Below are 13427 nucleotides of genomic sequence, written 5' to 3' on the forward strand. Positions count from 1 at the left end.
TCTAATTTTCAGAAAATTTGAAATTTATGCTAAACTTCTCACAAGTTTTGTGGTATCATTTTAAAAAAACAAAACCACTTGCCTTGAGACCCATTTTTTCTGAGGCAGGACCAAACTTCCAAGGAGTGAGAAGATGGAAAACTTTTTAAGTAAGTTAAGTGCTCTCATTTGGGGTGCACCGATGATCCTGTTGATTTTAGGTATCGGGATCACGCTGACAGTTGGCTGCCGTTTGATTCAAATTCGCAAATTACCGTTAGCTTTGAAGTTCATGCTGCAAAATGAAGAAGATGGTGCTGGTGATGTGACAAGTTTCCAGGCATTGTGTACCGCGTTATCGGCGACGATCGGGACTGGAAATATCGTCGGGGTCGCCACTGCCATCGTTGCCGGCGGACCGGGCGCACTATTTTGGTTAGAACTAGCCGGCCTATTAGGGATGGCTACCAAATACGCAGAAGGGTTACTAGCTGTCAAATATCGAACATTCGATGAAAATGGTGGTGCATTAGGCGGACCTTTTTACTACATTGAAAATGGTTTAGGTCAAAAATGGAAATGGCTGGGAAAACTTTTTGCTCTGTTTGGTATGTTAGCTGGCTTGTTAGGAATTGGAACGATCACTCAGATCAGCGGCATCACGTCAGCAGCGGAATCATTTTTTGATCCCCAGCGGCAGCACACGATCCACTTATTCGGTCAAGACTACACGTTAGCTTTAGTTATTTCAGGCTTAGTGGTAACCATCGGAGTCGCGATCGTCTTGTTAGGTGGCGTGCAACGGATCGCTCGCGTCTCTGAGATCATTGTCCCTGCGATGATCGTCTTATACGTTGGCTTATGTGTTTTGATGATCGTATTGAATGTGACGAAATTACCAAGCGTGATCACTTTGATCGTCAAAAGCGCCTTTGGTTTAGATGCTGTTGCCGGTGGTGCGATGGGTGCCATGATCATCGCGTTGCAAAAAGGAATCGCTCGCGGGATTTTTTCAAATGAATCTGGGCTCGGAAGTGCTCCGATCGCAGCGGCCGCAGCCAAAACGAATGAACCCGTTCGCCAAGGCTTAGTCTCTATGACGGGAACATTTATTGATACTTTATTAGTTTGTAATATGACCGGAATGGCGATCGTCTTAACCGGTGCTTGGAAGTCCGGTAAAGAAGGCGCAGCAGTCACGATCGATGCCTTTTCTTCTGCCCTTCCGATCTCTCAATCGGTGGCTTCATTACTGCTCATGATCTGCTTAGTCTTCTTTGCTTTTACAACGATCTTAGGCTGGAATTATTACGCTGAACGCTGCTTGAGCTATTTAACTAATAGCAATAAATTTTCGTTTCCTTTTAAGATCATCTACGTCTTAGCTGTTTTGATTGGCCCTTATCTGACTCTTTCGGCGGTTTGGATGATCGCGGATGTTTTCAACGGTTTGATGGCTTTTCCAAATATCATCGCCTTGATCTTACTGAGTCCAGTAGTGGTCAAAGAAACCAAAGCTTACTTTGCTAAAGCTGAGGCAGCTAGTCAAGTCACGATTGATGAACCGCTTTTATCTGAAATGACTTTAGATGAATAATGAGTCCGTGTGGTGTGTCGTTTTCTTCCGATGCAGCACACGTTTTTTATTTTGAATGCTCTTTAGCATCAAACATTTCAGTTTAAAAGCAGGATTACTTCTTCACTAAAATCAGAAACTGTTTTTTTCTTAATAATAACCGCAGAAAAACCACTTCTCAGCTAATCTTCTCGACAGTTGAATCAGTTATTAATAAAATTATTAGACTATTTGACGAAAAAATTCAAACCCACTATGCTAAGGCTATTAAATTCTTCGCTGAGTGACTAAGCGTTGCATTTAATCTTAACCAAAAGTGATTTCAAAAAATGCTGTTACAGTTGAAAGTGAGCGATTACGCTATGAACGCCCTACTGAATTTTTTTACGTCCATTTACACCGACCGCCAATTACTTTTTCAATTTGCTAAAAATGATTTCAAAGCCCGCTACGCTGGATCAATGTTCGGTGTCTTTTGGGGTTTTATAAATCCCGTCATCACCGTCTTGACTTATTGGTTCGTTTTCGGTCTAGCTTTTGATTCTCGTTCCACTGATGGCCGGCCTTATATCGTGACTTTATTGAGCGGGATCGTCGCGTGGTTTTATTTTTCAGATGTGTTAGGCTCGGCTACGAACGTCTATAATGAGTATAGCTACTTGGTCAAAAAAGTAGTCTTCAACATTCGCATCTTACCGACTGTCAAATTAATTTCCAACCTTTACATTCATGTGTTTTTTATTTGCATCTCGATCATCATCACTTCCCTGAACGGTTTTTATCCTACGTGGCAGATATTGCAATTGTTCTACTATTGGTTTTGTTTAGCTGTGTTTTTAACTGGCTTGACTTGGATCACTTCTTCGATCCAACCGTTTTTACCGGACATCAACCAATTTATCGCCGTCACCTTACAAGCGTTGATGTGGGGAACACCGGTTTTATGGACTATTGATCGCTTCGCAGCCCATCCAACGATCTTATTCATTTTGAAATTAAACCCACTGTATTATATTGTGCAAGGGTACCGTTCGGCGCTTTTAAGTGACGGCTGGTTTTGGCAACACGGTACACTGACCGCCTACTTTTGGCTCTTTACTCTAAGCTTACTATTGTTAGGCAGTAAACTGTTCGCTCGCTTAAAACCGCATTTTGCAGATATTTTATAATAGTTACACAAGAAGACTCCGTAGCAGCTGCTACGGAGTCTTTTAGAGTGAATAGATCAAAACTATAGAAGCTAAGTTAGCTAGCATATGCGTTATGATTGAGCTTTCCAACCGTTTAGTAAAAAAATATGGCGCACCAAAGGCAAAGCCAAGCGCACTGTAAAACACCATCCCCAGTCCTAAAGTTGATTGATGGACCCAGCCAAAAAACAGCGAGCTGACGACCCAGCCTAAAAGTTGCTGGGCTTGAAACACTCGACCCATCAGTCCAAAACGAAAAATCAGTTCTTCTAGTAATGGTGCTAAGACGCCTAAAAACAAAATATTCGCCGAAAACGATAAAGGTGTCATCTGCTCCAAAACTTTCATTTGATTGGCTGGTGTTCCCATATGGACCGTTGAAAATATTAGTTTAACTGCTGCGACTAAGGCGACCCCAACCAAAACGCCCCGCCACACACTGGTTGTTGGTTGTTTTTCAAAAGCTCCCAGCTGCTTAGCTAACAAAAAACTCACGACTAAAAATAAGCCGATCAATCCGATCGCCAGTCCATTTTTGATCAAGTTGTCTTGTGCTGTCCCATGATTGCCGATCCAACTAGCTGGAGTGACGATCATTACATTGACGACTTCATAATAAATAAACAATCCGATCACTAATAAACTATTTATTAACAGTTGTAAGTAGTTGCTCGTCGCTACTTTAGTTTTCATATTCCATTCCTCCTAAATCTGAATGCCTCAAGCGTGAACTCAAGAATTTTTTGCTACCTTCAATATACAAAAATTAGCATTCAGGCAGGAACTTTGTTTTTGCTTACCATTAAAAAAATAAATAGGAGTAAGCCAGCGATCCTGACCGACTCCCATTTTGCTAAACTAGACTGCTCCAAATCGTTGTACTCACAAGCTGGTTATTTTTTCTGTTTAATTAATGTAATTCCAAATTTTCATCGGTGATAAAACCTTCTACGACAAGATTCGTGTCCCCGATCAACAATAATTTTTCTCCGTCTACTTTGACTTGCAACTCGCCACCTAAAACTTCCACGACGACTGGGTCCGGTTTGACTAAGCCTTTTTTCACTAATGCGTAAGAAACCGAGCCCGTACCCGTGCCGCACGCCAAAGTAAAATCTTCCACGCCGCGTTCATACGTTCGCTCGACCACTGAACCATCGGCTAACAAATCGTAAAAATTGACGTTGGCGCCTTTGGGAAACTCGGAATAGTGGCGTAACTTACGCGCTAGTTCAAAAATCGTCTCTAGATCCGTCATGGCTAGATCAGGATAAGGCACAACTAAATGCGGAATGCCCGGATCGCCTAACTCCACGTAGTCAGCGGTTAACTCGCGACCTTCAACTTGCAGTTTTAGCTCCGGTTTGAATGTCGTCGGTGAGTTCAACTGCACTTGATACGTTCGTTGATCGAGTCGCTTAGCTGGTACATTACCCGCGATCGTTTCGATCACCATCTCCGCCCCAGCTAATTTTGTTTCATACGCAAAACGCGCGATACAGCGAGCACCATTGCCACACATCTCGGCTTCACTGCCGTCTGCATTGTAATAGCGCGTGTAAAAATCGCCATCTGCTTTAGCTGGCTCAATGGCAATCAAAGTATCGGCTCCCACGGAAACTTTTCGCGTGCAGGCTTGCTTGGCTAGTGCAGAAAGTTCAGCTCCTGTGTAACCTAGTTCGATATTGTTGATGACAATAAAATCATTGCCGGCTCCTTGCATTTTTACAAATGGTAATTTCATCTTTTTCCCTCACTTCAATGATGCTGGAATGACTTCATTTTCGATCACTTGATCCAACGTTTGCCGTTTGACGATCAGCTCAGCTTGCCCTTTATGGACTAAGACGACTGCTGGAATCCGTAATTTATTATAGTTGCTGGCCATCGAATACCCGTATGCCCCGGTCGTAAAGGTGACAAAAATATCCCCCGTAGCGACTGTTGGCAATTGGATATCTTTGACTAAAATATCGGTGCTTTCACAAGCTTTACCTGAAACCGTTACAACTTCACTTGTGGGTTGATCGGCTTTATTGGCTAACATTCCGCTGTAGTGGGCAGCATATAAACCGGGTCGAATATTATCGGTCATCCCGCCGTCGATGCTGACATATTTACGAATAGCAGGCAATTCTTTGATGGCGCCGATTGTGTGTAATGAGATCCCAGCTTCAGCGACGATTGAGCGTCCTGGTTCGATCACGACAGCCGGTTGCGGAAAGTTTTCTTGCTGACAAAAAGCCAAAACCTTTTCCATCATCGGATCGGTGAAATACGCAAATGGCTGGCGCACATCGTCTTTTGTATAGCGCACACCAAAGCCGCCACCAAAATTCAATTCTGTGATCGTATAATCAAATTTTTCTCGCACGATCTTAGCCAAATCTAATGCGATAGTCACTGCGGCTAAATGCGCCGTATTGTCAGCTAATTGACTACCGACATGAAAATGAAAACCTAAAAAATCGAGGTGTGGTGCTTGCACGGCTTTTTCAACTTGTGGAAATAAAATAGCCGGCTCGATCGGAATTCCAAATTTAGAATCTTTTTGACCAGTCGAAATAAAAGAATGCGTTGCAGCTTTCACTTCTGGTGTGATCCGAAATAAGACCGCCACCGTTTTATTTTTAGCCGCGGCGATCTTTTCGATCAGATCCACTTCTTGCAGACTATCAATAATGATCCGTTCAACGCCGTAATCGATTGCCAGTTCCAGCTCTTCGACTGATTTGTTGTTGCCGTTAAACTCAATATGCTCGGCTGGAAAGTCTGCTTTGATCGCCGTGTACAATTCCCCATCAGACACCACGTCTAATGAATAGCCTTGTTTTTCAACTAACTTTAACATCGCAAGGGTTGAAAATGCTTTGCTGGCATAAGCGACCCGCACTTTTTCGTATTTTGCCACAAAGTCCGTTTGTAATTCAGCAAAACGTGCTTCGATCAAACTTTGGGACATGACATAAAGCGGTGTGCCAAATCGTTTTGCTAAAGCGACTGTATCACAACCATCCCAAAATAAATGCCCATTTCTAATATCCATTTGCTACCTCCTCATTTTTATTTACTGCGCTGGTTTATCAGCTGCAGCATTTAATGCAGGAATCAAATCAACATACGTCTGTACGCCTAATAATAAACTGTCTTCATCAAATTTCAAGTGCCCGCTGTGTAACGGTGCAGTATAACCTTTTGCGTCATTGCGAATGCCTAAAAAGAAAAATAGTCCTGGTAAAACTGTTTGATAGAGTGAAAAGTCTTCCGCTAACATATAAGGCGGTGTTTCCACGTAATGACCGGCAGCAACTTTTTCCAAAGCGGCTACCATTGCTGGATCGTTATCCACGACGCGGTACATGTGATTAAAAATTACTTCAGCCGTGCAGCCGTAACCTGCTGCGATCTGGGTGGCAATCAGTTCCACACGATGGGTCAATTCATGGTAAACCTCATCACGAAAAGCTCGCATCGTGCCTTCTAATTGGACGTCTTTGGCGATAATATTCATCATCTCGCCGCCTGTGATTTTGCCAAATGTCAAAATCGCAGAATCTAACGGACTGATGTTGCGCGAGATGATGCTGTGTAAACCCGTGATCACTGCCCCTGCCGCTAAGATCGCATCACTACCTTGTTGCGGCTGCGCACCATGAGCACTTTTTCCTTTGATCTTGATCGTTACTTCTCCATTGCGGGCCATCATCCCACCTTTGCGACAAGCGATCGTCCCCGCAGGAAATTCCGGAAAGACATGTAGCCCCACGATCTCTTCAACGCCTAACTTTTGCAAGATCCCGGTTTCAAGAATCAGTTTTGCTCCCCCCGGTCCTTCTTCTGCCGGTTGAAAAATCAGCACGATCACACCTTGGATTTTTTCCGGGTGTCGACTTAAATACGCCGCAAATCCTAACAGAGTCGCCATGTGGCCGTCGTGCCCGCAAGCGTGCATCTTCCCCGGGGTTTTAGAAGCAAATGCGTAGCCGGTTTCTTCTGTCACTGGTAAAGCATCGATATCACTGCGATAAGCGAGGGTTTTACCTGGCTGTACTCCCCGCAACACTGCGATCGTACCGGTGCCGATCACTTCATATGTTTCCGTGATTCCAAATGCTTCAAGCTTCTTTCGAATGTAAGCAGCGGTTTTTTCTTCCTGTAATCCAAGCTCTGGGATCTGATGCAAATCGCGCCGCATCGTCGTCACTAAATTTTCTAATTCTTGTACTGCTGGCTCAATCATTTTTTTCATTCCCATCTGTTCTTTCGTTGGCCTGTATCGTTTCTTTCATTAGAAAAAGATTGATAGTTTTTAATATTATATATATAATGTTTAGATAATAAAAGGATTTTTATCCCGTTTTTGAAAAATTACAATTATTTTCATTAATTGAAACTAAAATCGAAGGAGTGTTTTCCTTGCAAATTTTTGAAGGTTCAGCCGTCGCGATCGTAACACCGATGAATCAAGATGGTTCGGTCAATTTTGACCAATTGAATGAATTAGTCGCTTGGCATTTAACTGAAGGGACCGATGCGATCGTCGCTTGCGGTACCACTGGTGAAGCGGCAACGTTAACGACAAAAGAACAAGGACAAGTCATTGAAGCCGTCGTTAAAAAAGTCAATGGCCAAGTTCCAGTAATCGCTGGAGCTGGTTCAAATAATACTGCTCATGCGATCGAACTAGCTAGCCAAGCTGAACAAGCGGGCGTTGATGGCCTCTTAGTCGTGACCCCGTATTACAATAAAACTTCTGCTGCTGGTTTAATCTTACACTATCAAGCAATCGCTCATGCGGTCAAGCTTCCGATCATTTTATATTCCGTTGCTTCCCGCACTGGCATGAACATCACTCCTGCGCAAGTTAAAGAGCTAGCTCAAATCGAAAATATCGTTGGAATCAAAGAAGCCAGCGGGAATTTATCTCAAGTTGCAGAGATCGCTGCGCTCGTTCCTGATTTTGTCATTTATTCTGGCAATGATGACCAAGTCGTACCCGTCATGGCACTAGGTGGAAAAGGAGTGATCTCAACTGCCGCAAATGTCGTGCCCAAGGCCATGCATGACTTGACGGCTGCTATGTTGAATGGTGACTGGGCAACAGCACGGACATTGCAATTAGATCTACTGCCATTGATCCATGCCTTATTTAAAGAAGTCAATCCGATCCCCGTAAAAGAAGCTGTTGCGCTCTTAGGGAAGCTTGAAGCCAATTATCGTTTGCCTTTGACCCAGCCGACTGCCGAAACAATCGAAGAGTTGCACAATGAATTGCTTAGTTACGGGTTGGAGGTTTAATGATGCTAAAGATCGTCTTAAGTGGAGCAAATGGTCGTATGGGAAAAGTTTTGCAAACGTTGATCGCTAAAGAACCTGAGCTTACAGTCGTAGCCGGGATCGATCGCAATCCAAGTCAAGCTGACTTTCCGATCTACCAATCGATCACCGAATTAAAAGAGTCTGCCGATGTCGTGATCGATTTCTCTCATTACACGGCCGTCCCAGAATTATTGACTTACTGCAGCCGTGAAAAACTGCCCATCGTTGTAGCTACGACCGGCTTAGATGAGACTGCACTAGAAAAAATCAAAACAGCAAGTCAACATACTGCCGTCTTTTTTTCAGCTAACATGTCGCTGGGGATCAATTTATTAGCCAAAGCGATCAAAACGATCACAGCGCCTTTAGAGGAACAATTCAATGTCGAGATCATCGAAAAACACCACAACCAAAAAAAAGATGCGCCGAGCGGGACCGCGTTGCTGTTAGCCGATGCCGTCAATGAAGCCGTGAAAGAACCTAAAAAATACATTTACGGCCGCCATGGGAATGATTTAGAAAATCCATTGTCTGAACTGGGCATCCATGCGGTGCGCGGTGGAACGATCCCCGGGGAACACACTGTCTTATATGCCGGACCAGATGAGATCATCGAATTGACCCATACCGCCTTATCCCGCGACATTTTTGCTAATGGTGCGTTAAAGGCAGCTAAATATATCAGTACCAAATCAACTGGCTTATACGACATGGAAAAATTAATCGATGGAAAGTAGGAGTAAGATGACAAATTTAACCGACCCTTACGAAATTGCCAAATACATCAAAAACGCCGAAAAAATGACGCCGGTCAAAGCTTATATCAAAGGGGATCTAAGTGACGTGACCGCAGATGGTTTTCAACTTTTCGGTCAGGCTGACTTTTGGATTGCAATCGGTGACGTCAAACCAATCCAACAATTATTGACGAGTCAAGCAGCCAAGATCCAAGATACGTATTTAGAAAATGATCGGCGCAATTCTGCGATCCCAATGCTTGATTTAACGAAAACGAACGCACGCATCGAACCCGGTGCATTGATCAGAGACCGGGCAGAAATCGGCGACAACGCGGTCATTATGATGGGAGCGGTCATCAACATCGGCGCCAGTATCGGCGAAGGTACGATGATTGATATGGGAGCTGTTTTAGGTGCTCGCGCTACGGTTGGAAAAAATGCTCATATCGGAGCCGGAGCCGTGTTAGCTGGTGTTTTAGAGCCACCAAGTGCTGATCCGGTGATCGTAGAAGATGACGTGTTAGTCGGGGCCAATGCCGTCGTTTTAGAAGGTGTAAAAATTGGAACTGGCGCGGTCGTCGCTGCCGGGGCCATCGTGACTCAAGATGTGCCGGCTGGAGCAGTCGTCGCAGGTTCACCAGCAAAAGTGATCAAAATGAAAGATGAAAAAACCGCCGGCAAGACGGAATTTCTAGACGACTTACGGGGCTAATCATTTCAAAAAAAGAACGATCCAGTTGTCCTGGCAACTGGATCGTTCTTTTTTTAGCTTATTTTTTAAACACTGAGTTTTTCTTTGCGGGGTCTCATGATCGCGATTTTTTGTTGTTGGTCGATCTCAAACACTAATACTTCTTGACGCCCCCTAAGATCATCCAACGAAAAACTTTGGATCTGACGATTGTCATACGTATGCAAATAGATGCGTTTTTCTGTCAAGTCATAGCCCGACGTGTATTGCGTATATTGCACCCCGATTTCAGTTTTCACGACTCCTTTTGGAATATCCGATGTGTCTAATAAGTGAAATAATAAACTGATCGCTTCATGATTTTCAACCGGCTGAGCTAACTCAGTCAAGACCGCCGCTCGAACAAAACGCGACTGGGCTGTGAAATCTCCAGGCAAACCAAAAAGTCCATTGCCTTTACCAGAAGATACAACTGCAGCTTCACCGAAATTCCGCCCGGGCTTGATCGTATCTGTCAACCCGACATAATTTTGCAAATTAGCCAAATGCCAATCAAACTTTGGACTATTAGTAAACACGCCAACCGGATTATCATAAATTTCAAAATCACCAGGAATGGAAGGCTCCACTACGATCGAGCGACCGGAAGAATCTTGAAAGACACAGTGTTGCGGAAACGAAGCCCAAAATGGTCCCGCTTCATAGGTGATTGCGACTTCCTCAGCTCTTTTTCGGACCTCGTCAACGGAGCTACACGTAGCAAGCGCCCACGTCACAAATTCCACTCCGCTCAATGGTTTTTTCCCAAGCGCATCGATCTCCGCTAAAGAAAGATAGCGATTGTAATTCCCAAAATAAAATGTTCCCCCGCTCAAACCTTTTTCATTTACTCCATCAGCAACAAAATGTAACGCTTCGCCTTCATCTGCGATCCCGATGCCACCAAAACAGTACCGCGTTTTGGTTTTAATAAACGATTGCTCCAACGTAAAACCTTTAGGAAAAACTACCCCAATGTAATCAAATTCTAGATCAAACTCCTGTGTTCGGCCCCAAAATGTTTGTCCCGACTTAGATGTTACTTTAATCCCTGTACAACTCATACGTAATCCACCTCGATTTTTTTCTTAGCTGTAACGACCGCGGCGATCAAACCAGACAAACCTAACGTCACCGCGATAAAAATAAATGCATTTGTATACGAACCTTGCCCTGAATCAACGAGTTTTCCGATCACGATCGGAGCAACAAAACCGCCTGCCACCCCAGCTGTATTGATGATCGAATATTTAGTCGAAACTTCTGCTGGAACGAATAGTTTTACCGGCATACTCATCAACGTAGAAAACGCACAACTTGCACAACCGACTGATAAAGCTAAAAACAAACCCGCTAAAGCTAGAGAATCGGTCATTGAAGTCGTAAACACACACAAGGCCCCTAAAACACCTGTGACCACAATAAAAATTTTCTCGCGTCCCGTAAAAAAACGCTTCACAAAAACGCCTGATCCCAACGCCGTGATCATCATCACCACACCGACTGCTGCAGTTAACCCCGATATCTGACCCAGTGTTAATTTGAAAGTATCGACTAAATAGGACGCTTGCCAACCAGTCAGTCCATAGATCGCCGCATTCATGAAAAAGGCGGAAAGCAACAACGCCCATACATTTTTATCTTTCAAGACATCAACGATTTGGATGGTTTTCCTTCCACTAGTGCTGGTCATCTTCTGACCATAACGAGTTGGAATCCCTTTGATCATCAGCAATCCGATCAAAATGACCACTACGCCATAAGTGAGATACATCATTTTCCAACCTAACAGCATTAAAAAAGGAGCTGCCACAAGCGGGCCTACAATCGACGCAAAACCACCAGAAGAGATCATCGCCGATTGAACTGGTCCGCGTTCTTCTACTGTGATTTCTTTGGTGATAAAACCACTGACAGCAGATGGATAGCCGGCATGCGCAAACGAACCGGCACAAAAACGGATCACTAAGACATAGAGGAGTGAAAAACCAAACCCTAACAATAGCATCAAGATCCCGATTAGTAAAATCGAAAAGATCAAAATTTTACGTGAGCCGAGTTTATTTCCTAAATAGCCAAATGGAATTTGGAACAACGTATAACCTAAAAAGAAAGTACTCAAGATCAACCCTTTTTGACTAGCATCGATTCCCAGGTCATGCGCCATTGGGATGATCGACATCCCAATGATCGTCTTGTCTAAATACACACAACTATAACCTAAAAAAATCAAGAGCAACGAACGTTTTTTCTTTTTAGCCATCATGAGCAGCACCGACTTTGAACTGTTTAGCTGTGACTTCATTTTGAGCTGTAAAATAACTGTAGGCACATTCCACATAAGCTTTAGCACCGAGTGTCAATACCTCATCAGCTAATTCAATCCGTGGATTATGCAGCATCAAATCCGTTTTAGCAGCTGATAGTAACAACGTCACAGTCGGGATCTGATGGCTGATCTCGCCAAAATCCTCACTGCCCATCAAAGGCACATCATGAGAAAAATCTTCTAGACCCATCATTTGATCAGTAAAAGTTGCGTTAAAATGTTCCGTCACTAACTGTGCTAACACTGGATCAATCTGATTGCTCCGGCAGCCATTAGTGAAAACGACTTCTACTTTAGCTTGGAAAGCTTGCCCGATCCGTTGTCCGATTTCTTGCATTCGCGCTTTGATTTTTTTACGAACCGCTTCATTCAACGTTCGCAAAGTCCCTTTCAGCACCGCTTCATTCGGAATCACATTAGACGACCCTGGACTTCCTGCCTGAAATTCCCCCACCGTCAGCACAAAACGTTCTTTTGAACTGATTTCACGCGCGGATAATGTCTGCAACCCTTCATAGATTTTAGTCGCCACATTGATTGGATCAATCGCAAATTCAGGTGTAGAACCATGACTGCCCACACCTTCAACTCGGATCTCAAACCAATCCGCACTTGCCATAAAGGTGCCTCCAGGAGCAATAAACAATTGACCGATCTCTTGATCCTGATAAGGAAAAACGTGCATCATTGCCCCAGCGTCGACTTTTGGATCGGTTAATAACCCGTGAGCTAAACAATCAAAAGCACCGCTTAAAATCTCTTCGCCGGGTTGGAAAAATAATTTGACTGTCCCCGTCAGCTGATCTTCATTTTCTTTTAGCAGTTTAGCAGCACCTAACAGCATCGTCGTATGCAGGTCATGACCACAAGCGTGCATAAACTCGTTACTTGATTTATACGGCAACTCCGTTAATTCTTTCATCGGAAGCGCATCCATATCGGCGCGTAATAAGAAAACTTTTTCTCCCTGGCCAACGGTACAAGTAATTCCAGTTTGACCACAGACTTTTGGTTCATAGCCCAGCTCGACTAATTTTTGCCAAACAAATGCTTTAGTTTGAGGTAATGCCATTCCCACTTCAGGATGTCGATGCAAATGATGCCGGATCGCTACTAATTCCGTCTGAAAACTTTTCCAACTTTGTGCTAATTTCATCGCGATTCCTCCTTCGTTTGATTAACTTGAACATAGCATAAACGACTGCTTACTACCTGTTTAATCTGTTAGAAAGCACTTGAAACACTCTCGAATAAATCGAATATTTTCGTTCTTTTTTATCGTTTGAAGAACTTGAAGCTACTCGTTACTTCATCGACTTGAAAAAAACACAAGCAACTCTCCTACAATCAGTTGCTCAACTGCACCGACCGAATCATTTTCTTTAAAAATGAGATGGAATGATAAAATAGCCACTTAAACTTCAGCAAAAAATCATTCACTAGTGTTGCAAAGAACTTCAAATCATTAAAAGCATTGCTATAAAGCTATTCATGTACAAAAAAATCCTTTATACTGTTCTCGGATGACTTATCCAAGACCAATAAAAAGGACCTACGCATGGAT

Annotated in this window: 12 protein-coding genes; 5 read left to right on the forward strand and 7 right to left on the reverse strand. The window is 43.6% G+C overall.

All coding sequences use genetic code 11. The features are described 5' to 3' along the window. The first annotated feature begins 133 nt into the window (after positions 1-133). Together GVJ38_RS02685 and GVJ38_RS02690 are read left to right on the forward strand one after the other, a co-directional pair. Positions 134-1576, forward strand: coding sequence for an alanine/glycine:cation symporter family protein (locus GVJ38_RS02685; RefSeq protein WP_159721627.1), 1443 nt, complete (start codon positions 134-136; stop codon positions 1574-1576). Between the two features lie 341 nt (positions 1577-1917). Next, positions 1918-2724, forward strand: a complete 807-nt coding sequence (locus tag GVJ38_RS02690) for an ABC transporter permease (protein WP_159721628.1) — start codon at positions 1918-1920, stop codon at positions 2722-2724. Between the two features lie 42 nt (positions 2725-2766). Here GVJ38_RS02690 and GVJ38_RS02695 read toward each other — a convergent pair whose 3' ends face one another. From GVJ38_RS02695 to GVJ38_RS02710, 4 genes are all read right to left on the reverse strand, one after another. After that, on the reverse strand, positions 2767-3438 hold the full coding sequence (locus tag GVJ38_RS02695) for a CPBP family intramembrane glutamic endopeptidase (RefSeq protein ID WP_159721629.1): 672 nt from the start codon (positions 3436-3438) through the stop codon (positions 2767-2769). Between the two features lie 217 nt (positions 3439-3655). After that, positions 3656-4489, reverse strand: a complete 834-nt coding sequence (gene dapF, locus GVJ38_RS02700; protein ID WP_159721630.1) for a diaminopimelate epimerase — start codon at positions 4487-4489, stop codon at positions 3656-3658. Between the two features lie 9 nt (positions 4490-4498). Then, on the reverse strand, positions 4499-5791 hold the full coding sequence (lysA, locus tag GVJ38_RS02705; RefSeq protein ID WP_159721631.1) for a diaminopimelate decarboxylase: 1293 nt from the start codon (positions 5789-5791) through the stop codon (positions 4499-4501). A gap of 21 nt (positions 5792-5812) precedes the next feature. Continuing rightward, positions 5813-6985 carry a M20 metallopeptidase family protein gene (locus tag GVJ38_RS02710; protein WP_200849440.1) on the reverse strand — a complete coding sequence of 391 codons (1173 nt, stop codon included), beginning with the start codon at positions 6983-6985 and terminating at the stop codon, positions 5813-5815. A gap of 176 nt (positions 6986-7161) precedes the next feature. On the opposite strand from GVJ38_RS02710, the gene dapA reads away from it, so the two are divergent. Genes dapA through dapD form a run of 3 tightly spaced genes read left to right on the forward strand, consistent with a single transcriptional unit; the run spans position 7162 to position 9516 of the window. Next, positions 7162-8043 (forward strand): 4-hydroxy-tetrahydrodipicolinate synthase, encoded by an 882-nt coding sequence (dapA, locus tag GVJ38_RS02715; RefSeq protein WP_159721633.1) that lies wholly within the window; start codon positions 7162-7164, stop codon positions 8041-8043. A 2-nt stretch (positions 8044-8045) separates the two neighbouring features. After that, positions 8046-8801, forward strand: coding sequence for a 4-hydroxy-tetrahydrodipicolinate reductase (dapB, locus tag GVJ38_RS02720; protein WP_159721634.1), 756 nt, complete (start codon positions 8046-8048; stop codon positions 8799-8801). A 7-nt stretch (positions 8802-8808) separates the two neighbouring features. Further along, a complete protein-coding gene (dapD, locus tag GVJ38_RS02725) occupies positions 8809-9516 on the forward strand; it encodes a 2,3,4,5-tetrahydropyridine-2,6-dicarboxylate N-acetyltransferase (RefSeq protein ID WP_159721635.1) in 708 nt (235 codons plus the stop codon). A 65-nt stretch (positions 9517-9581) separates the two neighbouring features. Here the strand turns inward: dapD and GVJ38_RS02730 are convergent, their stop codons facing one another. From GVJ38_RS02730 to GVJ38_RS02740, 3 genes are read right to left on the reverse strand one after another with little or no spacing between them, the layout of a single operon-like run. Then, the gene (locus GVJ38_RS02730) at positions 9582-10598 is read right to left on the reverse strand and encodes a linear amide C-N hydrolase (protein ID WP_159721636.1); all 1017 of its coding nucleotides are present in this window, start codon (positions 10596-10598) and stop codon (positions 9582-9584) included. Then, positions 10595-11797, reverse strand: coding sequence for an MFS transporter (locus GVJ38_RS02735; protein ID WP_235032787.1), 1203 nt, complete (start codon positions 11795-11797; stop codon positions 10595-10597). Before GVJ38_RS02735 ends, GVJ38_RS02730 begins: the two co-directional genes overlap by 4 nt. Further along, positions 11790-13019: a M20 metallopeptidase family protein gene (locus GVJ38_RS02740; RefSeq protein WP_159721638.1), complete on the reverse strand. Its 1230-nt coding sequence runs from the start codon at positions 13017-13019 to the stop codon at positions 11790-11792. Before GVJ38_RS02740 ends, GVJ38_RS02735 begins: the two co-directional genes overlap by 8 nt. Positions 13020-13427 lie beyond the last annotated feature (408 nt).

Origin of the sequence: Enterococcus sp. CSURQ0835 (assembly GCF_902706605.1) — a bacterium.
GTDB lineage: Bacteria > Bacillota > Bacilli > Lactobacillales > Enterococcaceae > Enterococcus_A.

Coding starts and splice junctions, on each gene's coding strand:
- GVJ38_RS02685 (WP_159721627.1), top strand. CDS start 134: ATGGAAAACTTTTTAAGTAAGTTAAGTGCTCTCATTTGGGGTGCACCG.
- GVJ38_RS02690 (WP_159721628.1), top strand. CDS start 1,918: ATGAACGCCCTACTGAATTTTTTTACGTCCATTTACACCGACCGCCAA.
- GVJ38_RS02695 (WP_159721629.1), bottom strand. CDS start 3,438: ATGAAAACTAAAGTAGCGACGAGCAACTACTTACAACTGTTAATAAAT.
- dapF (WP_159721630.1), bottom strand. CDS start 4,489: ATGAAATTACCATTTGTAAAAATGCAAGGAGCCGGCAATGATTTTATT.
- lysA (WP_159721631.1), bottom strand. CDS start 5,791: ATGGATATTAGAAATGGGCATTTATTTTGGGATGGTTGTGATACAGTC.
- GVJ38_RS02710 (WP_200849440.1), bottom strand. CDS start 6,985: ATGATTGAGCCAGCAGTACAAGAATTAGAAAATTTAGTGACGACGATG.
- dapB (WP_159721634.1), top strand. CDS start 8,046: ATGCTAAAGATCGTCTTAAGTGGAGCAAATGGTCGTATGGGAAAAGTT.
- dapD (WP_159721635.1), top strand. CDS start 8,809: ATGACAAATTTAACCGACCCTTACGAAATTGCCAAATACATCAAAAAC.
- GVJ38_RS02730 (WP_159721636.1), bottom strand. CDS start 10,598: ATGAGTTGTACAGGGATTAAAGTAACATCTAAGTCGGGACAAACATTT.
- GVJ38_RS02735 (WP_235032787.1), bottom strand. CDS start 11,797: ATGGCTAAAAAGAAAAAACGTTCGTTGCTCTTGATTTTTTTAGGTTAT.
- GVJ38_RS02740 (WP_159721638.1), bottom strand. CDS start 13,019: ATGAAATTAGCACAAAGTTGGAAAAGTTTTCAGACGGAATTAGTAGCG.